Annotated in this window: 16 protein-coding genes; 5 read left to right on the top strand and 11 right to left on the bottom strand. The window is 71.5% G+C overall.

From position 1 onward, the window contains the following. Positions 1 to 87 precede the first annotated feature (87 nt). Entirely contained in the window at positions 88 to 594 is a 507-nt protein-coding gene (locus VQ02_RS15905; protein WP_157080650.1) for a DUF427 domain-containing protein, read from the bottom strand. A gap of 375 nt (positions 595 to 969) precedes the next feature. Between VQ02_RS15905 and VQ02_RS15910 the strand changes: the two genes are divergently transcribed. Next, positions 970 to 2,355, top strand: a complete 1,386-nt coding sequence (locus VQ02_RS15910) for a sensor histidine kinase (RefSeq protein WP_053080398.1) — start codon at positions 970 to 972, stop codon at positions 2,353 to 2,355. 86 nt (positions 2,356 to 2,441) lie between these two features. Here the strand turns inward: VQ02_RS15910 and VQ02_RS15915 are convergent, their stop codons facing one another. Further along, a complete protein-coding gene (locus VQ02_RS15915) occupies positions 2,442 to 2,813 on the bottom strand; it encodes a hypothetical protein (protein WP_425339904.1) in 372 nt (123 codons plus the stop codon). A 208-nt stretch (positions 2,814 to 3,021) separates the two neighbouring features. Between VQ02_RS15915 and VQ02_RS15920 the strand changes: the two genes are divergently transcribed. The 3 genes from VQ02_RS15920 to VQ02_RS15930 all read left to right on the top strand — a co-directional run bounded on the left by VQ02_RS15920 (position 3,022) and on the right by VQ02_RS15930 (position 8,394). Beyond that, positions 3,022 to 3,534, top strand: a complete 513-nt coding sequence (locus VQ02_RS15920; RefSeq protein WP_048445175.1) for a hypothetical protein — start codon at positions 3,022 to 3,024, stop codon at positions 3,532 to 3,534. A gap of 838 nt (positions 3,535 to 4,372) precedes the next feature. Beyond that, a complete protein-coding gene (locus tag VQ02_RS15925; RefSeq protein WP_048445176.1) occupies positions 4,373 to 6,118 on the top strand; it encodes a patatin-like phospholipase family protein in 1,746 nt (581 codons plus the stop codon). Between the two features lie 197 nt (positions 6,119 to 6,315). Then, complete coding sequence (locus VQ02_RS15930) at positions 6,316 to 8,394, top strand: di-heme-cytochrome C peroxidase (protein WP_157080651.1); 2,079 nt, start codon at positions 6,316 to 6,318, stop codon at positions 8,392 to 8,394. A gap of 49 nt (positions 8,395 to 8,443) precedes the next feature. Here the strand turns inward: VQ02_RS15930 and VQ02_RS15935 are convergent, their stop codons facing one another. The 5 genes from VQ02_RS15935 to VQ02_RS15955 form a co-directional block, all read right to left on the bottom strand. Next, positions 8,444 to 9,343 carry a glycine reductase gene (locus tag VQ02_RS15935; RefSeq protein WP_048445177.1) on the bottom strand — a complete coding sequence of 300 codons (900 nt, stop codon included), beginning with the start codon at positions 9,341 to 9,343 and terminating at the stop codon, positions 8,444 to 8,446. Positions 9,344 to 9,351: 8 nt separating this feature from the next. Beyond that, on the bottom strand, positions 9,352 to 10,356 hold the full coding sequence (locus VQ02_RS15940) for an ABC transporter substrate-binding protein (protein WP_048445178.1): 1,005 nt from the start codon (positions 10,354 to 10,356) through the stop codon (positions 9,352 to 9,354). 522 nt (positions 10,357 to 10,878) lie between these two features. Further along, complete coding sequence (locus VQ02_RS15945) at positions 10,879 to 11,235, bottom strand: cupin domain-containing protein (RefSeq protein WP_083469247.1); 357 nt, start codon at positions 11,233 to 11,235, stop codon at positions 10,879 to 10,881. 10 nt (positions 11,236 to 11,245) lie between these two features. After that, a complete protein-coding gene (locus tag VQ02_RS15950) occupies positions 11,246 to 13,132 on the bottom strand; it encodes a TRAP transporter large permease (RefSeq protein ID WP_083469248.1) in 1,887 nt (628 codons plus the stop codon). Between the two features lie 10 nt (positions 13,133 to 13,142). Continuing rightward, positions 13,143 to 14,153: a TRAP transporter substrate-binding protein gene (locus tag VQ02_RS15955; protein ID WP_048445180.1), complete on the bottom strand. Its 1,011-nt coding sequence runs from the start codon at positions 14,151 to 14,153 to the stop codon at positions 13,143 to 13,145. 89 nt (positions 14,154 to 14,242) lie between these two features. Here VQ02_RS15955 and VQ02_RS15960 point away from each other — a divergent pair, with 89 nt between their 5' ends. Continuing rightward, the gene (locus VQ02_RS15960) at positions 14,243 to 14,911 is read left to right on the top strand and encodes a GntR family transcriptional regulator (protein WP_048445181.1); all 669 of its coding nucleotides are present in this window, start codon (positions 14,243 to 14,245) and stop codon (positions 14,909 to 14,911) included. A gap of 1,182 nt (positions 14,912 to 16,093) precedes the next feature. On the opposite strand, the gene atzF is transcribed toward VQ02_RS15960, so the two are convergent. The 4 genes from atzF to VQ02_RS35705 all read right to left on the bottom strand — a co-directional run. Next, positions 16,094 to 17,896, bottom strand: coding sequence for an allophanate hydrolase (gene atzF, locus VQ02_RS15965; RefSeq protein WP_048445182.1), 1,803 nt, complete (start codon positions 17,894 to 17,896; stop codon positions 16,094 to 16,096). Beyond that, the gene (gene hpxZ / locus VQ02_RS15970) at positions 17,893 to 18,282 is read right to left on the bottom strand and encodes an oxalurate catabolism protein HpxZ (RefSeq protein WP_048445196.1); all 390 of its coding nucleotides are present in this window, start codon (positions 18,280 to 18,282) and stop codon (positions 17,893 to 17,895) included. The genes atzF and hpxZ overlap by 4 nt, the downstream gene beginning before the upstream one ends. A 166-nt stretch (positions 18,283 to 18,448) precedes the next feature. Then, entirely contained in the window at positions 18,449 to 19,834 is a 1,386-nt protein-coding gene (locus tag VQ02_RS15975; protein ID WP_048445183.1) for an AtzE family amidohydrolase, read from the bottom strand. Further along, positions 19,831 to 20,045 (bottom strand): DUF4089 domain-containing protein (locus VQ02_RS35705; protein WP_245239751.1); only part of this gene is annotated, 215 nt, incomplete at its 5' end. The genes VQ02_RS15975 and VQ02_RS35705, both read right to left, overlap by 4 nt.

The raw sequence follows: 20,045 nt of genomic DNA on the forward strand, positions 1-20,045 counted from the left end.
GTCATGGCACGCGCGTCCCTGTGCCAGGTTGACCACAGCCCGATGCCGCGGCGCCGGCGCACGGACCCGGAGGCGCCGCGCTCTCGCTCACCACCCCATCGAACCGGGCTCGCCCTTGAAGGGGCCGACGACGCGGCCGGTGATCCAGCCGCCGTAGAAGCCGCCCGGCTGCGGGGTGACGCGCTCCTCGCCGACGAAGCACGCATCCATCGGCCCGGCATAGAAGGCGACGTGATCGGCGAGCGCGGCGAACGCCTCGGTCGGCCGCGGATAGGCCCAGGCGACGCGCGGCGCCCGCCGCCGCGGACCCACCACGTCGAAGTAGACGGCCCGGCCCTTCCACTCGCACAGGCTGCCGCCGCCGGCCGGGGCGAGCGCACCGGGCAGGATGTCGCCGGGCGGCAGGTAGTAGGAGGGCGGGTGCGACGTCTCCAGGACCCGCCAGCCCCGCACCGTGTCGGCGATGGTGACACCGTCGAAGACGACGCGCAGGCGCTCGGGCATCGGTTCGAGGCGCGGCGGGCGCGGGTAGTCCCAGACGCTCTCCTGACCGGGACCCACCGGGTACGGATCGGGGTGGCCGTGCCGCATCATCACACTCCTGCCTCGCCGCAGACGAGCCGCCCCACCGAAGGGCATCCGGTCGGCCGGCTTCGGACACGGGCCGGCGCCGAGTGATCGTCGCTCAGGGTCCGGACATAGCGCGGGACCGAGCGACGCGAAGGCGAGATCCCGACGAAAGGGACCGGCCGAAAGTCTCCACCCGGAACGCGGCAGTTGGCTTGCGGCCCGTGAGAGGACATGCTGCGGCATCTCGTGATCGAGCCCGGCAGAAAGGTCCATGTCGTCATGGAGTGGCCGTTTGGAAACGATGAGATGGCTCATCGTATCCGATCCCATGACTGGGGTGCGACGCCGCTCGGGCCGCCGCAGGGCTGGCCGTCTCCGTTGCGGGCCGCGGTTGACCTCATGCTGCCTGCGGCAACGCCCATCGGCCTCTACTGGGGCCACGACTTCGCCCTTCTCTACAACGATGCGTGGCGCAGGCTCATCGGCGACAAGCATCCCGCCGCCCTCGGCCGGCCGGCGCGCGAGGTGTTTCCGGAGGTCTGGGGCGAGATCGAGCCGATGCTCGCCGCCGTGCTGGCCGGGCACGGCGCGAGCAGGACCCAGGACCAGCGCCTGCCGCTCAATCGCGGGGGCCGGATCGAGGAGGCCTGGTTCAGCTTCAGCTTCGATCCGATCCGGCTCGCCGATGGCGCGATCGGCGGCATCCTGAACATCGCCTCGGAGACAACCGGGCGCCTCCTCACCGAACGCCGGCGCGAGGAGGCCGAACGGGCCCTGCGCGAGAGCGAGGAGCGGCAGCGGCTGATGGTCGAGCTCGTCCCGGCCATGCTCTGGTGGTGCGGCCCCCAGGGCGACAACATCACCATCAATCACCGCTGGCGGTCCTACACCGGCCAGGACAACGCCGACGTCCAGAACTACGGCTGGCTCGACGCGATCCATCCCGACGACGCCGCGGCGACGCACGCAGCCTTCCTCCACGCCTTCGCGACCGGCGAGGCGGTCGAGCGCCAGCAGCGCATCCGCCGGACGGACGGCAAGTACCGCTGGCACCTGGTGAGGCATATCCCGATGCGCGGCGAGGACGGGGCCGTCAGCCGGTGGTTCGGGGCCGTCATCGACATCCAGGACCTGCGCGAGCTTCAGGAGCGCCAGCAGGTCTTGGTCGGCGAGCTTCAGCACCGCACCCGCAACCTGATGGCCGTGATCTGCGCGATCGCCGCCAGGACCCTGGAGAGTTCGGCCGATCTCGCCGATTTCGGCGCCCGCTTCGGCGGCCGGCTCGCCGCGCTCACCCGCGTGCAGGGATTGCTGTCCCGCCTCGCGGAGGGTCGGCGCATCAGCTTCGACGAACTGATCCGCATCGAGCTGGCGGCACTGGACGACGATGGCGGCCGGGTCACGCTGGAAGGGCCGAGGGGCGTCGCCCTGCGCTCCTCCACGGTGCAGACCTTCGCGCTCGCCCTGCACGAACTCGCCACCAACGCGGTCAAGTACGGCGCGTTCGCTCAGGCCCGCGGCCGGCTCGCCATTCGCTGGCGCGTGGAGTGGAGGGCGAAAGGGCAGCCCTGGCTGCACGTCGACTGGCGCGAGAGCGGCGTGGTCATGCCCGCCGAGGCCGCAGCGCCGCAAGGGAGCGGATCGGGCCGCGCGCTGATCGAGCGGGTGCTGCCCTACCAGCTCGGCGCGGAAACCACCTTCGCGATGGGGCCGGACGGCGTTCACTGCACCATGGCCCTCCCCGTCTCGGAGCGGCAGGCGGCGGGTGGGCTGGGCCAGGCCTGAAGGAGGTCGTCCGGCCCGTCCCCGTCACCGGGGAGGACGATGCCCTCGCGGACGGCCTGGACCGCCGCCCGTCCCGACCGCAGCGCCTAATCGTAGGGGTCGAAGGCCGGCCCGTAGCCGTAGCCGACCGGGCGGGAGGGACCGAACCGGCGCGGCCCGTAGAAGCCGTCCTGCTCGACCACGACCTCCCGCACCACGGGGCGGGGCCGGTACACGACCGGGCGCTCCTCGATCACCTCGCGGACCACGCGCCGCGGGCGAACCACCGGACGCTCGACCACGACCTCGCGGACCACCTCGCGGCGCGGGATCACGACGCGGCGCTCGACCACCGTGCGGCGGGTCACCACGGTCTCGGGCGCGTCGTAGGCGTCGTAGCCGTAGCCACCCGCCCGGGCGCAGGTGCTGCCGAGGAGCCCTCCGGCTCCGAGCGCGGCCGCCAGGGCCGCCAGTGCCATCTGCCTCATGGTTTCGTCCATCCTCTTCACAACGTGCAAGGCCGCGCGGTGCGGCGTGCCGTGGCAACGCCGCAGGGCGACGTTTGGTCGAACCCGCGATGGTTGCGGGGTGTCGCATCCAGCTTCCCGCCGCACGGGCCCGGCGAGCCGTCGCCCGCGGGTCGCGAGAGCGGTTGTGGGCGAATTCTGCGGTGGCCATGGTCGGCGCATGACCAGGCAGGATCCCGCTGCTCACATCCTCTTTGCCGGCAAGGGCGAGGTCCGCGCCCTGGCGCGCGACCTCGACTGGTCCGCCCCGCCGCTCGGGCCGGTCGCAGGCCGGCCGCAGAGCCTGCGCTCGACCGTGCGCACGCTGCTCTCGTCCCAATACCCGATGATCCTGACCGGGGGGCCCGCCTTCACCCAGATCGACAACGATGCCTACGCCAAGCTGGTCGGCGCGAGGCACCCGGCGGCGCTCGGCGGCGACATCCGCGTCACCCTGGCGGCGAGTCGGGACACGCTCGGTCCGATGATCGCCCGCGTCATGCAGACTGGCGAGGCGAACGGGACGCAGGCCCTGCCGCTCCTCCATCGCCCTGAAGTAGAGCCGATCGGGAGTATACTCGGTGACTTGGAGGCTGACCGTAGACCTTCAGAAGAAGCGAGGCGGAGAACGGACGGAGCCGGGGCGAATGGCTGGGCTGGGAGGACGGCTTCACGTTTCGCATGGTGCGGCTAAGGCCTTGGCGGGGTTCGCCTGCCAAGCGGCGGGCCAGGCGGCCGCCGCGCCGGCGCACGGCCCGAGGGCCAGCCCTGACGCTCGAGTGCACGCGGCGGCTTGCGTGTGCGGCCGCCCTGTGCCGCTGCCGGCACCGGGCACCGGCATGACACCGGATTCCTTTGATGGCGCGGTCGAATGGGACGCGCAGCCGTAACGGTGGGCCGACCTCGGCCGATCGGGGCGATCGGTTGTCGGCGACGCCCCGCAGCGCCAAGCCGATGATCGCGATGTTGCGATCGGTGTCGTGCTCGATCATCCGGAGCAGGTTCCTGAATGCCGGTTCGATGCGGAAAATGAGGCGAAATCAATCACCTGGAGAGAGCCGCGCGGCAGCAGTCCGGCTTCTGCAAAGCCGGGCTGATCCAGCGGCACGGCGCTTGACACCTGAATGATTGTAATTGAATATTGTTGACGCATCCCGGCGTTGCATCTTGTATCCCCGAGAGAAGTTACACGTTTTCAGCGCTGCATCTCATGATATCGAAAACGGGGGTGCATCATGGTCTTCCTGAACGATTCAAGGTCCGCGGGGCCGCGAGACGATACTCTCCGCACTTTGCTGTTGTTTTTCTGTCTCAACGCGGTCCGGCAGGATGTCTTCGCCGAACCCGGCGCCGCGCAGCCGGTTTCGGGTCTTTCTCCGTCTGCCGTCGCACCGCGCCGGACCGACGTCATTGGCATCTTGTCCCGTCCATCGGCCGTCAGGTGACCCGTCGCCTGCCAGGATGCGAAGGACGCCGCCGGAGACCGCGGATTCCGCCCCGCGCACCGCCACCCCCCTGACCCAGGGAGTGTCATGCCCGAACGTCCCGTCTACGAGGTCGGCTTCGTGCTGGCCGGCGCCGTCTCCGCCGGGTGCTACTCGGCCGGGGTGATGGATTTCCTGATCGAGGCCCTCGACGGCTACTACGCCGCGCGCGACGCGCCGGGCTGGGACGGCCCGACCCACGACGTGCGCGTGCCGGTGCTGGCGGGCGCCTCGGCGGGCGGCATGACCGCCGGCATGGCGGCGCTGCACATGTTCCGTGGCCTCGCGCATGTCCGGCCGGGCGAGCCGCCGCCGCCCAAGGCGCAGAACCGCCTCTACGCGAGCTGGGTGAGCGACATCGCGATCGAGCGCCTGCTGGAGACCGGCGATCTCGACGGGGCGAGCGGCCTGAGATCGGTCCTGTGTAGCGACGTGCTCGATCGGATCCTGGCCGACGCCTTCCGGATCGACGGGGAGCCCGTGCGGCGGCCCTGGATCGGGCGCGGCGACCGGACCAGCCTGCGGGTGATGCTGACGATGACGAACCTGCGCGGGGTGCCGTACTCGTTCGACCTGGTCGGCGCGGGGGCGAAACGCGCCTTCGGCATGACGAACCATGCCGACGTGGCCTCGTTCCGGCTCGGCGCCGGCGAGGCCCCGGCCGACCGGCCCTGGCTCGACGTGACGCGCACGGACGAACCGGCCTGGGACTTCTTCCGGGTCGCGGCCCTCGCGACCGGGGCCTTCCCGGTCGGGCTCGCGCCGCGCGACGTCAGCCGGCCGGGCGCCGATCTGCTGGAGTGGAGCACGGTCGGCCGCATCGGTCCGAACGGACGGTTCGAGATCATCGCGCCGGACGACCGGTACGACGTCAAGGCGATGAGCCGGTACTGGGCCGTCGACGGCGGCACGATCGACAACGAGCCCCTGGAGCAGGCGCGGCGCTACCTCACCGACGGGTACCCGGACGAGCCCGACGGCGGCAAGGCCCGCCGCTCGGTCGTGCTGATCGCGCCGTTTCCCAACTACCAGGCCCTGGAGGCCGATCCCGTCAAGGGCACGCTCACGACGGCGCTGCCGCGCCTGTTCTCGGCGCTCATCAACCAGGCGCGGTTCAAGCCCGAGGAACTCGCCCGGGCGAGGGACGCCACCGACTTCTCCCGCTTCATCATCTCGCCCGTGCGGGAGCGGGCGGACGGCGCGCCCGCCGCCTTCGCCATCGCCAGCGGCGCGCTCGGCGGCTTCAGCGGCTTCCTGCACGAGAGCTTCCGCCGCCACGACTACCTCCTCGGGCGCCGCAATGCCCAGGCCTTCCTGCGCTGGAACTTCGTGCTGCCGGCGACGAACGACCTGTTCACGCGAGCGACCATCGATCCGACGTGGCAGGTCCGCGATGCCAGCGGCGAGACCGGCTCCGTCGCCCCCGGCACCGAGGGCGACCTCCGCGTCAGGAGGCTCAGGGTCGCCGAGGGTCCCCCGGAGGGCGTGCCTCTCTATCCCGTCATCCCGCTGACGCCGCGGCTGCAGGAGCCGATCGAGATCGGCCCGGATGACATGGCCCGCCCCGGCGCGGTCCGGCAGGACGACCTGCGTCGCGGCCTCAAGCGGCGCATCGAGAAGGTCGTCGAGACGCTCGTGGACGTCGATTTCCGCAAGGAGACCGACGAGATGGGGACCGTGGTCGGGTACCTGGCGCGCAAGGGTGCGAAGACCTTCGGCGTCCAGGTCGCGTCCCGGAAGGCCGACACCGTCATCACGGCGACGCTGGACCGGTTGAAGGCGGACTTTCCTTGAGAAGGCTCCGCCGCAGGGCGACGAGACCGATGGCGAGCAGGAACGGGTTCGGGGGCTGCTCTGCGCGCGATGTCCATCGCTCCCGGGCCAGGGCCTGCCGGGATCGCGTCAGAGCTGCGAGGTGACGCTCGCGACATCGCCTCGCGGCGGCGACTTCATTCGTCCCGTCGGACGAGACACGAACGGGGAGGGCGAAAATGGGAAAAGGTCGTTTCGCCAGGATCGTGGCCGGCATCCTGGTCGTCCTGCTCGTCGCCGTCGGCGTCGGCTTCACGCTCTACCGCGACAAGCTGTACATCGCGCTGCCCGACTACCCGCCCGTGAAGGAGGCGCGCTGGCTCGGCCAGGACTGGTCGAACGACGAGCAGGACTGGTACCACCACGCCGACCAGGGCACGCAGACCCTCAACATCCCCTACGAGTGGTTCATCGCCCTCGAGCAGCCGCGCCTCGCGCTGATCGGGGATGTCGGGCGGCTCGCCGACCCCGCCTATCTGGACCGCTACGGCTTCATCCCCGGTGCGACGCGCGGCGGCGAGATCCAGCTGCCGATCGGCTTCGCCAAGGGGGGCGACAGGAGCAGGGACCGGGGCGAGATGCTGCTGCCGGACGGCACGCCCTGGACGAACCCGCGGACGGCCAGGCCGATGCACAAGATCGGCTTCACCTGCGCCGCCTGCCATACCGGACGCCTGACCTACCGCGGGACGGCGCTCCTCGTCGATGGCGGCCCGGCGCTGACGGATCTCGGCAAGTTCCGGCAGGCGCTCGGCATCTCGGTCCTGTTCACCAAGTTCCTGCCCGGTCGCTTCGACCGGTTCGCGATGAACGTCCTCGGCGAGGATGCGGGCGACGCCGACAAGGCCGCCCTGCGCGCCCAGCTCGACGCGCTGTGGGACCGGCTCGACGTGGTGCGCAAGCTCGACAAGAGCGTGGCGGCGGCCAGCGTCGACGAGGGCTACGGCCGGCTCGACGCGCTCAACCGCATCGGCAACCAGGTCTTCGCGCTCGATCTCGGCGAGACGGGCCGGGAGGCCAACTACGCCGCGACGACGGCTCCGGTGAACTTTCCGCACGTCTGGAGCACGTCCTGGTTCGACTGGGTGCAGTACAACGCGTCCATCGAGCAGCCGATGGTGCGCAATGCCGGCGAGGCGCTCGGGGTCTCCGCGCCGCTCAACCTCACCGATCCGGGCACGGGGCTGTTCGCATCGGGCGTACACGTCGAGAACCTCGCCCGGATCGAGAAGCAGATCGCGGGCGAGCAGCCCGAGGCGCAGGCCGGCTTCACCGGTCTGCGCGCGCCGCGTTGGCCGGACCTGCTGAACGCGGGCCGGTCGGAGTCCGAGGCGAGGGGCGCGATCGGACGTGCGCGGGCAGGGGAGGTGCTCTACGACGAGCTCTGCAAGGGATGCCACCTGCCTCCGGTCGGCCGCAAGGACTTCTGGGAATCGCAGGCCTGGCTGGCCCCGAACGTGTTCGGGCAGCGCTACCTGCACGTCAAGCCGATCCCGATCTCCCGGATCGGCACCGACCCGGCCCAGGCCGAGGACATGATCGCCCGCCGCGTGGCCCTGCCGGAGAACCTGGTCGGCGTCCTCAAGGACAGGCGCGGCGACGGGCCGGGCGACGCCGAGCTCGGCGATCCCGACGGCGCCGGCCGCTACGCCTTCGGCCCGGCGCTCGGCGTGACGGTCAAGAGGGCGGTGGATCGCTGGTATGACGGCGAGAACATGTCGAAGCCCGACCGCGAGAGGCTGAACGGCTACCGCCCGAACGGGATCCAGGCGCCTCCGGCCTACAAGGCCCGCCCCCTCAACGGGGTCTGGGCGACGCCGCCCTTCCTGCACAACGGCGCGGTCCCGAACATCTACGCCCTGCTGTCGCCCGTCTCCGAGCGCCCGAAGACGTTCGTGCTCGGCCGGCGGGAGTTCGATCCGGTCTGCCTCGGCTACCAGCTCACCGCCGTCGCGGCGTCGGCCGAGGATCCGCAGGGCTGCCTGAACCCCCGGGCCGGCGCCGACGCGAACCGGCTCGAGGGATTGTTCTCCCTCGACACGTCGAAGCGCGGCAACCTCAACACGGGCCACGAATTCGGCGCGGGCAGCGGCCCCGGCATCGTCGGCCGGCCGCTCTCTCCCGAGGAACGCCTGGCGCTCATCGAGTTCCTGAAGACGGATTGCGTCAACGGGCCGGACCCGAAGCCCGCGGTCGCGGCCGCCTCCGGGACCAGCTGCGAGGCCCTCGCATCCTCCGCGCCGCCGGCCTCGCGATGAGGGTCCGGCGGGTGCGGCCGGGACCATCGGCGGACACGGCCTGGATCCTTCAAAGGTGTCCGGGCCGGGCCTTGCGCTTCTCGGCCTCGAAGCCCTCGCGGCGGCGGGCGATCTCCTCGGCCGAGAGACGGTCGATGCTCGCGTAATCGGCCTTCCAGGACGGATCGGGTCTCCAGCGCTGGGACGACTGCACCGTCGTGCGCGGCGCCGGTGCGGCTTGGAGCAGATCGAGGGCCAGATGCAGGGTGGCCTCCTGCGAGGCCCGGTCGTGCGGCCGGCCGGCGGCGTTGCCGAGGGGAAAATCGCTGAACAGGAAGCGCGGCACGCCGCAATGCTCGACGACGTCCTTGGCGCAGCCCATCAGCACGGTCGCGACGCCGGCCGCTTCCAGGGCCCGGGCGGCGAGCGCGAGCGACTGGTGGCAGACCGGGCAGTTCGCCACCAGGATCGCGGCCTCGGCCCCGTCGGCGCGGATCCGGGCGACGATCTCCGGCGCGTCGACCTCGCTCGTGACGCGCTGGCTGCGGTTCGTCGGCAGGCCGTGGAAGCGGGGCGCGACGCGTCCGATCCGCCCCGCGCCTGCGGCCGCCCGCAGGGCCTCCAGTGGGAAGTAGGTGCCGAGGTCGTCCGTCCGCGTGTGGTCGCGATCATACGCGATGTGGGCGATGCGCAGGTCCGGGCTCCCGTCCGTCGGCGCGGAGTACACGGCGAAGAACTTGGCCGCGCCGTTGTAGGGCGCGCCGGGTCCCTGGTCCCCCTTGTCCGGCTGGTAGGGCGCGGCGGTCGTGACGAGGGCGACGCAGGCCCCCGCCAGGGGCTTCCCGAGGCGCGCGAAGGGCACGTCGTCGAAGCGCGCCCACCGGTAGGGCGGATAGCCGAGGGCGCCGTAATAGGCGCGGGTGCGCGCCATGTAGGGGATCGGCTCGTCGCGGCCGGCGGCTGCGTCCATGGCCGTGCTCAACTGCCGCCGAGGTCGAGCGCCTCGGGGAAGAACAGGTCGCCCAGGCTCGCCGGACGGCGCTTCAGCACGCCCGTGTCGGCCATGAAGTTCGCGATCTTGAGGAGCCCGCGCGGCTGCAGCGTGAAGTCGTTGCCGGAGGTCTTCATCGCGGCGAGCACGTTCTCGGCGCTGTCCTTGTCGCCCGAGTTCTTGAGGTAGATCTCGACCGCCTGGCGCGGCTCCTTGTTGATGAACTCCGTCGCCTCCTGGAAGGCGGCGAGGCAGGCCTTCCAGGCGATCGGGTTCGCCTCCCGGAAGCTGGCGTTGCCGTAGATCGTGTTCGGGGTCACGGAGGGCAGGCCCATGATCCGGAAGCTGCTCGTCACCTCGTGCACGGCGGGGTCGGCGAGCGCACGCTCCTGGAACGGACTCGTCCCCCAGTGGCAGTTGATCTCCGTCCGCCCGAGCATCGCCGCCATGGCGTCGGGATGCGCGCGGCCCAGGGTGAGCGGGTCGAAGCGGCCCCACTCGGCGGGGCCGAAGGCCGCGGCCGCCGCCATCTGCAGCCAGATCGCCTGCGGCGCCGTCTTGACCGCGGGCAGCGCGATCCGGTCGGTGGGCTTGAGGTCCTCGATGCGGCGCAGGTCCGGCCGCACGGTCACGAGCTTCTGGTCGACCGCGTTCATGGCGAAGCACGACTTGATCGCCCCGCGCGAGCGGTCCCAGAGCAGCATCGCCCCCGGCGCGCCGCCGCTCCCGAAATGCAGCTTGCCGGCCAGGAGCGCGTCGGTGACCGGCCCGGTCCCGCCGAGGCGGAGGAAGCGCGCCTTGAGGTTGGGCAGGCCGAGCCGGGCGGCGTGCTTCTCGATCAGGTCCAGGCGCTCCATCACGTCCTGCTGGAGGTAGAGGAGGCCGAATTGCTGCGCGATCAGCACCTCGGAGGTCTCGGCATGGGCCCGGCGCACCGCCGGGGCGGAGAGCGCGAGCGCGCCGGACAGAAGCACGCGACGGGTCAGGGTCATGGGTGACTCCTCCACCTCTCGCCGCACTCTCGACGATCGTGTGGCCTGAGATCAACTGCCGGGATGCAGAGCGTCTCTCGGAAGCCGGACGATCGCCCGTGTTCCGATCGGCCAATGGTGCAGGCCGGCGGTCGCGGTTTCTGGGCCTCTGCGCGGAGGCGCTCCGCGTGACCCAGCGCCGAGACCGGAGAGATCCTCACAAGTCTTTATCGGTATGGGCGCCTTGGGAAGATTGATTTTCGTAGCCCATGGCCTGTCTTGCTGCTCTCGACAGTATTGACCCCCTCCGTGTCATCCCGAGCCGCGCAGCGGAGCCCAGGATCCAGAGACTCAGGCGGGAGAGAACGAAGCGGACGGTCGCCCGCCTCTTCCTGACTCACCTGCGGTTCTGGATTCCGGGCTCCGCTGCGCGGCCCCGGAATGACCATGGGGTTTTTCGTCCTGTCGATTAGGCATCGATAGGAACCGAGAGCGGCCGCCTTTGGGCGACGGGGCGCGGCGCCCAGCCGGACGGCAGCGCCGTCACGGTGTTTCCTGCGCTGCCACGAAGTCCTCCCGCATCGGCGTGAACACGTCGGTGAGCGCGCCCGCCTCGACCGCGACCGCGGAATGGACCGCCCCCGAGGGAACCAGGAAGCTGTCGCCGGCGGTAAGCCGCGCGGTCTCCCCCGCGATGGTGATGTCGAACACGCCCCGCTCGACCAGCGTGCACTGCACGTGCGGGTGGGAATGCGCCGGCCCGATGGCTCCGGCCTCGAAGGCGACGCGCACGAGCATCACGCCGTCGTCGTAGGCCAGCACCTGCCGGCGCACGCCCTCGCCCGCCGGCTCCCATGCCACCTCCGCCCCCCTGGTGAAGACCTGTCCGCGCCGCGTCATCCGCATCCTCCTACTTCACGAGGCCCATGCTGCGGGGCAGCCACAGGGTGATCTCCGGCACGAAGGCGATCAGCACGAGGCATCCGAGCAGCAGGAGCAGGTACTTGCCGATCGGCCGCACCGTCTGCTCCAGCGAGACGCCGCCCACCGCGCAGGCGGTGTAGAGGCCCAGGCCCAGCGGCGGCGCGAACAGGCCGAGCCCCATCGCGATGATGAGCACGATGCCGTAATGCAGCGGCGCGATGCCGAAGCCCTGCGCCACCGGCAGCAGCAGCGGGCCGAAGATGATCAGCGCCGGCGCCCCCTCGAGCGCCGCCCCCATCACCACCAGGAGCGCGATCGACACCAGCATGAAGATCCAGGCGCCGCCGCCGTGGCTGAGCGCGATCATCGCGTCGGCGAGCGCGTGCGGCACCTGGTTGATGGTGAGCGAGAAGGCGATGGTCTGGGAGGCCGCGACCACGAACAGGATCATGCCGGCGAGCGTCGCCGACCGCACGAACAGGTCGGCGAGGGCCCGCACCGAGAGCTCGCGGAAGCACAGGATGCCGGCCGCGATCGCGTAGACGACCGCGAAGGCGCCGATCTCGGTGGCGGTGGCGAAGCCCGAGCGGTAGCCGCCGAAGATGATCACGATCACCCCGAGGCTGACCGCGCTCGACCAGACCAGGTGGGAGAGCGTGTGGTGCGAGCGCTCCACCGGGGCCGGGCGCGAGCGCGCGGAGAACACCACCACGCCGGCGATGAGGGCGAGCGCCATCAGCGCGGCGGGCAGGATGCCGGCCGCGAACAGCCCGCCGATCGACAGGTTCGCCACGTAGCCGAGGATGATGAGGTTGATGCAGGGCGGGATCGTCTCCGCCATGATCGCGCTCGCGGCGAGCAGGGCGACGCCGTCGCACGGGTCCTGGTTGGAGCGGCGCATCGCCGGCACCGTCACGGTGCCGACCGCGGTCACGTCGGCGAGCTTCGAGCCCGAGATGCCGGAGAAGAGCACCATGGCGAGGATCGTCACGATGCCGAGCCCGCCCCGGCGCTCGCCGATGGCCCGGCGCAGGAGTTCGATCAGCCGCACCGACATCCCGTTGACCTCCATGGCGAGGCCGGTGAGGACGAAGAACGGGATCGCGAGCAGCACGAAGTTGTCGATGCCGCTCGAGGCCTGCTGGGCGAAGACCGCCGGGTCGATGCCGCCATCCGCCGCCAGGAAGGCGAGCGCGCCGACCGAGAGCGAGAAGGCGATCGGGATGCCGGAGCTCAAGGCCAGCGCGAAGCCGAGGAGGAGGAGCGCGAGCGGGCTCGGGGCAGCGTCGGGGAGGAGCACCGTCCAGGCGGCGACGAGGCCCGCGAGCCCGGCGAGTACCAGCGCCGCCAGGCCGACGTCCCGCGCGCGGTGGCTTGCGAGCCGCGCGGCGATGAACACCGCCATGCAGGCCCCGCCCACCACCATGGGGTAGATGAACAGGTTCTGCGGCAGGCCGAAGGGCGTGACCTGCGTCGCGGCGGTCGCCGCGTAGGACAGGGCGCAGGCGGCGAGCGCGAGCGCGACGCCGAGCTCGACGAGGAGGCCGGCGGCCTCCATCACCGCGCCGACGGACGGGGGCACCGCGTCGCGCACGATCCGGATGCCGACGTGGCGGCCATGCGCCACCGCCGCCGCGCCGCCGAGGAACGCCACGACGATCAGCAGCATGCGGGCGACCTCGTCGGCCCATTCGAGCGAATCGCCGAAGGCGAAGCGCCACAGCACGGCGGCCATCACCACCAGCAGGTCGGCCAGCAGCGCCAGGGCCGCCAGGGCCTGCACGGTGCGCAGCAGGCTCGCGACGATGGCGGCGGGCAGGGAGGTGCGGGCGGGGAGCGCGGTCGCGGCCCCCGGGCCGGTCTCGGCGAGCATGGGCGGATCCTCAGGCCTGGGTGATCGCGGCGAGGATCGGCTTCGTCGCCGGGTATGACTTGGCGAACTCGTCCCAGAGCGGCGTCACCAGGGAGCGGAAGGCGGCCCGGTCGCACTCGTGAATGCCGACGCCGTTGCCCTTCAGGGTCGCCAGCGCCTTGGCCTCGATGGCGGCGGCCTGGCTGCGCTGGTACGCCGTCGCCTCCGCCGCGGCGGCGAGGAAGGCCTCGCGGTGCTCGGCCGGCACCTTGTTGAAGGCCCGGGTGCCGATGACGATGGTCTGCGGGTTGCAGATGTGCCGGGTCAGGGTGACGTGCTTGGCGACCTCGTAGGCCTTGATGGCGAGGATGGTGGGCGCGTCGTGCTCCATCCCGTCGATCACCCCGGTCTGGAGCGCCGTGTAGACCTCGCCGAGCGACATCGGGGTCGGCGAGGCGCCCATGGCCCGCAAGGTGGCGACGAAGTTCGCCACCGGCAGCACCCGGATCTTCTTGCCCTTCATCGCCGCCGGGGTCGCGGCGGGCTCGCGCGCCGTGACGTTGCGCCCCCCCAGGCTGTAGCCCCAGCTCAGCACCTTCACGCCGATCCGGTCGGAGAAGATCCGGTCGAGCTGGCTGCCGGCCGGCCCGTCGAGGATCGGCCCCGCGCTCTCCATGGTCGGGAACAGGTAGCCGAGGTCGAGGACGCCGATCTCCGGGGCCAGCGTCGACCAGATCGAGGAGCCGGAGATCATCATGTCGACGACGCCGAGCTTCACCGAGCCGACGACGTCGGACTCCTTGCCGAGCTGGTTGTCGGGGAAGTAGCGCACCTGCACGGCGTCGCCGGCCTTGGCCTTCAGGCTCGCGGCGAAGCGGTCGTACCAGAGCCAGTGGGCCGAGTTCGGGTCGGCGGGCAGCGAGGAGGAGAGCCGCAAGGTGACCGGCGCAGCGGCGGCGGGTCGCGATCGCAGGAGGGCGGCGGCAGGGAGCGAGCCGAGACCGAGCGCGACGGCGCGGCGGGTGAGGCGACCTTGGGTCATGGTATCCTCCGAAGGAGCCGGCGCCCTTCTGGTGGGGCGCCCGACTTGTATGGTAGTGTATGCACATCGCGCGGAGGCTGTGAAGCGGAATGATCGAGGTGACGACAGGCTCTGCGGCGGAGCGGGTGGAGGCGTCCTTGCGGCGCTCGATCATCGCGCTCGACGTGCTGCCGGGCACGCGCCTGTCCGAGCAGGAGATCGCGGCCCGGCACGGCGTGTCGCGCCAGCCGGTGCGGGAAGCCTTCATCGGGCTCTCCCGCACCCGCCTGGTGGAGGTGCGCCCGCAGCGCGGGACGGTGGTGGCCAAGATCTCGGTGGCGCGGCTGATGCAGGCGCGCTTCGTGCGTGAGGCGATCGAGACCGCGGTGGCGCGGCGTGCCTGCGAGGCGTTCGACCCCACGAGCCGTCGCCGGATCGACGATCTCCTCGACCTGCAGGCCGAGCGGGCGGCGGCGGGGGACCACGCGGGCTTCCAGCGCGCCGATTCGCTATTTCACGCGGCGCTGGCGGAGGGGGCGGGCTGCGCGCTGGCCTGGGAGGCGGTGCAGGACGTGAAGGCGCATCTCGACCGAGCCTGCCAGCTCACCCTGCCGGACGCCGCCGCGATGCTCCCCCTGGTGGACCAGCATCGCGCGATCGTCGCAGGCCTCGACGCCCGCGATCCCGAGGCCGCTGCTGCGGCGATGCGCCACCATCTGTCGGAGATCGTGCGCGCCCTGCCGAAGGTCGAGGCTCAGTATCCGCACCTGTTCGAGTAAGCGCCTGCTTGCCGCTCTCCATCGATCGGCTTCGTGAACAGGGCCGCCGCGCGTCCGCCCGGCCGGTCGAGCACCGGACGGCCTCCGGGGCCTGAGCAGGTCTGCCTTGACTGGCGGGCGGTCCGTCCTGAGTTCTTCCTGCTTACCGGGCCGGGAACCGGGTGAGGCTGGCGGGGAGCGATCCACTCATGCGGCAAAACCAACCCCATGGTGGCGTAGCGCGGGTGGACTGAGAACCGGTTTGACTTGCGATATAGTATTAGCACTCTCTTGGTCATTCCGGGGCTGCGCAGCGGAGCCCGGAGTGACATGCAGGGTGTCAACTCTGTGGGATCCAAGCAAACAGGCTCTGACGCCTCGTCCGCCTGAATTCTTGTTTCCGTCGCAGGATCCTATCGCAGAGCCGCCCACGACCCTTGCGAGGTCCTGCTCACGGCCAGATCCTCATCAGCGTGATCGTCCGAAGGATGGCCGGGCTCGGGCAGCGGACAACGAACACGTCGGCGACAAGCTTTCCTTGCAAGACGCGGTCCATTGCGCTCGATCTTTCACGCCCTCTGATTGGCAAGCGAGGGCGAGGCACGTGGTAATCCGCAAGCAAGGAAAAACAGGCTGAGCGTGGCCTGAAGTCCATCGGCAGTCCTACTCGCGCATGTGTCAAATTTGCGCTAGCTGACGAAGAGCGCCCCCAATATGCTTATTCCATGCCTCAGGGTAGCCACGCGCCATGTCCGCCGAAAAATCGAATAATCTTGTTGTCGACCTCAAGCAGATAACGGATAACGAATTTATCATAGCCGTAATATTTCAAAATAAAATGATCGCCAATCTGTACATCAGGGGGAATCGGCAGTATGCGAACGAGATGCTTGAGGTGGCCCGCAGGCGGATCCTCTTGAATATCGTTGGCGAAAGATCCGCCGATCTCAGTGGAAGAGTAGCTTTCGAGCTATCCAAGCTTGAGCAGGGTTTGAAAAAATAGGTCGATGGCAGATTTTGCAGCCATTGCCATCATCCTTTGCCACGAGCAACGCGCACGATGCTGACGTCATCGGCGGGCAGCGAGCAGCTTTCAGTCAGGGTACATTGGCGACGAGGCCTTGATACGGGACTCCGGCCTCGAGCTGGAGGCGCCGGCTTCCGTGAGGGGGCGGCCGCATGAGCCGCACCCGCCGCGACACGTCAGGCCGGCTGCACCGCGGCCCGACCGGCGGCCAGATAGGCGCGCCACCCACCGTGATGCGAGACGTCCTCCGCCTCGCGCACGCCCTCCGGCTCGCAGAGGAAGCCCTTGGGCGTCGTGCCGTCGGCCAGGCGCAGCGTGCCGATGCCGAGGGGCGCCGGGATGGCGGCGACGAAGCGGCCGAAGGCCTCCGGCGCGAGCGCCCAGACCTCGGTGGCGATCGACGTGCCCGCGCCCGCCGCCACCCGCACCAGGCCCGGACGGCGCGGGCCTGCGCCCGGCAGGGCGAAGAGCCGGTAGTCCGGCGTGGTCTCGACGGCCCGAAGGCAGCGGGCGCCCAGCGCCGTGAGTTCGCCGTTGAGGGGGAGACCCGACAGGTGGGCGCCGACGACCGCGAGCTCGATCTCGTCGGATGCCGCGCGCGGCGGTCCCGGATCGGGCGCCGGCGGCGGACACGCGCCGGTCGCCCCCATCGTGGCGCCGCCGGCGCGGTGGAGGGCGCCGCCGAGGGGAACGAGGGCGGCGTCGCGGCCCGCTGGGGCGATCAGGGTCACGCCCGCCGGCAGCCCGTCGGCGCGCGGCCGGGCGGGCACGGAGAGCGCGCAGAGGTCGAGGAGGTTGACGAAGTTCGTGTAGGTGCCGAGTTCGGCATTGGGGCCGATCGGATCGGCGGCCAGCGCGGCGAGGGGCTGCGGGCGCGGGAAGGTCGGCACGCACAACGCGTCGAGGCCGGCCCAGACCGGCTCGGTGGCGCGGCGCAGCTCCGCCAGCCGGTAGCGGCCCGCGAAGGCGTCGGCCGCGGAGAACGCGGCGGCGCGCTCGGTGATTGCCCGGGTGACCGGGTGCAGCGCCTCCGGCCGGGCGGTGATGAGCGGGCGGATCGCCTCCCATCGCTCGGCCACCCAGGGCCCGTCGTAGAGGAGCGCGGCGGTCGCGAAGAACGGCGCGAGGTCGACCGGGATCAGGGTGGCGCCGAGGGCTTCGAGGTCGGCGAGGCCTAAGTCGAAGGCGGCCTCGGAGAGCGCGTCGCCGGCGAAGCGCCGGCTCGCCGCGTCCGGCACGCCGACCCGCAGCACCGAAGGTCCGGGCTGCCCGACCGGGACCGGTCGCGAGAACGGGTCGGCGGCGTCGAAGCCGGCCAGAGCCGTGAAGGCGTCGAAGGCGTCCTCGACGGTGAGCGCGAAGACCGAGACGCAGTCGAGGGTGCGGCAGGCCGGCACGACGCCGCGGGTCGAGATCGCGCCCAGGGTGGGCTTGAGCCCGACGATGGCGTTGAGCCCCGCCGGCACCCGGCCGGACCCGGCGGTGTCGGTGCCGAGCGCCAGCGGCACGAGTCCGGCCGCCACCGCGACGGCCGAGCCCGACGAGGAACCGCCGGGCACGAGCGCCGGATCGAGGGTGTTGCGGGGCACGCCGTAGGGCGAGCGCACGCCGACGAGACCGGTGGCGAATTGGTCGAGGTTGGTCTTGCCGATGACGAGCGCCCCGGCCCGGCGCAGGCGCGCCACCACCTCGGCGTCCGACGCCGCGACCGCGGCGTAGTCGGGGCAGGCGCAGGTCGTGGGCAGGCCCGCGACGTCGATGTTGTCCTTGACGGCGACCGGGATGCCGTGGAGCGGGCCCGCCGGCAGGGTCTCGGCGTCCGCCGCCACCTCGGCCTCGGGCCGCAGGGTGATGAAGATCGCCGGATCGCCGTGGGCGGCGATGCGGCGGTAGACCTCGCGAACCGCATCCTTGGGCGTGAGGGACCCCGAGGCGTAGGCCTCCCGGTACGCGGCGAGGGTGAGGGGGAACTCGGTCACGCCGGAACCTCGTCGATCAGGCTGACATGCGCGGCGACGACCCGCCAGCCCTCGGGCAGCCGGGCCCAGGACTGCATCTGGCGCCCGACCTTGCCCGGGTTGCCCTCGCGCCAGAACAGGGTCGAGGCGGTGGCGAAGTCGCGCCCGAAGGTGGTGATGACTGTCTCGCCGATGCGCCGCTCGACCCCGACCGGCGAGCGCGCCCGGCGGAAGGCCCGGATCGCGTCCATGCCGTAGAGGTTCTCGGCCACGCCGTACCGGATGGTGCGGGGATCATCCCAGAACAGGGCCTCGAGCGTCGGCACGTCGTTGGTGACGAGGGCGGTCTCGTAGCGGGCGAAGGCCGCCTCGACCTCGGCCTTCACGTCGGGGTGGTCGATGTCCATGATGATGCTCCCGTTTCGGAGCCTGGCCGACTGCAGCAGCAGGTCTGGCGGCTCCATCATCGAAACCTCTCCGCGTCGTCCCGGGGCTCGCCGAACGCGACTACCCGGGATGACGCGTGAGGGTATCAACACCGCCGGCTGACCTTGCCGGCCCGATCGAACGGCCTCAGGCCGCCACCGGCGCCACCGCTACACCTGCCGCCTCCAACGCGCCGGCCACCCGCAGCGCCAGGTTCTCCCGCCACGGCGCCGCGATCACCTGGACCGCCAGCGGCAGGCCTCCGCCCACCCGCACCGGCACCGCCACGACCGGCAGGCCGATGAACGAGATCGGCTGGGTGAACACGCCGATATTCGGCCGCGCCGGCACGGTGACGCCGTCGAGCTCCATCGTCGCCTGCCCGATCCGCAGCGCCCGGCACGGCGTGCAGGGGGCGAGGATCACGTCGACCTCGTCGAACAGGGTCAGCACCCGCTTGGCGTACCAGCTGCGGAAGCGTTGGGCGCGATGGACCCAGGCGGCGGGGATCGTCGTGCCGGCGATCAAGCGGTCGCGCACCGCCGGGTCGTAGTCGGCGGGCCGCTCCCGCAGGCGCTCGAGGTGGAGGCCCGCCGCCTCGGCGGCGGTGATGATGAAGGCCGCGGCCCGGGCGCGCGCGGCTTCCGGGATCTCGACGCTGCGCGTCGCCCCCAGCGCCTCGGCGGCGAGCCTGACCGCCGCGAAGCAATCGGGCTCGCCGCCGCGGGCGAAGTAGCCGCCGGCGACCGCGATCCTCAAGCCCGACGCGCCCTGCGCGAGCCCGCCCGCGACCGGCTCGACCGGGCGCGGAGCCTGCCAGGGATCGTCGGGGTCCGCGCCCTGCATCGCGTCGTAGGCGAGGCCTAAGTCGGCGACCGAGCGGGCGAGGGGCCCGAGATGGTCGAAGCTCGCGACGAAGGGGAAGGAGCCGGCCCGCGACAGCCGGCCGAAGGTGGGCTTCAGCCCGAAGGTGCCGCAGAACGCGGACGGCACCCGGATCGAGCCGTTGGTGTCCGAGCCGAGGGTGAGGGGCACGAGCCCTGCCGCCACCGCCGCGCCCGAGCCGCCGGACGAGCCGCCGGTCATCCGCTCCCGGTCGTGCGGGTTGCGCGAGGGGCCGTCATGGACGTTCTCGCCGGTGAAGTCGTAGGCGTACTCCCCCATGTTGAGGGCGCCGACCAGGATCGCCCCGGCCTCCTCCAGCCGCCGCACCAGGGCGCCGTCGCGGGCCGCAGGCTCGCGCTCGCGATTGATCTTCGAGCCGGCGCGGGTGGGCAGGCCCTCGACGTCGAACAGGTTCTTGACCGCGAACGGCACGCCCGCGAGGGGCCCGGGCGCCCGGCCCGCGGCGCATTGCGCGTCGATCTCCGCCGCCCGGGCCCGGGCGCGCGCGGCGGTCACGTCGGTGAAGGCGTTCACGCCCGGATCGATCGCGGCGATTCGCGCCAGGGCGGACTCGACCGACGCGGCGGCGGTGAGCCGGCCCGCCGCCACGGCGGCGGCGATCCCGGCGGCTGTCTCGGGCCCGTTCATGCCCGGAACACCGGCGCCGGCTCGACGGTGTCGTCGAGGGGGAAGTCGATCACCAGGCGGGCGGCGGCCGCCGTCGCCTTGACGCTGGCGATCACCGTCTCGCGCCACTCGGGCGCCATCGGGATGCCGACGAGGGGCACCATCGCGTCGACCACCGCGCCGGCGGTCTCGTCGTCGAGGGGAAGGGCAGGGGGCCGGGGATGTGTCGTCA

Source organism: Methylobacterium variabile, assembly GCF_001043975.1.
In the GTDB taxonomy this organism is placed as follows: domain Bacteria; phylum Pseudomonadota; class Alphaproteobacteria; order Rhizobiales; family Beijerinckiaceae; genus Methylobacterium; species Methylobacterium variabile.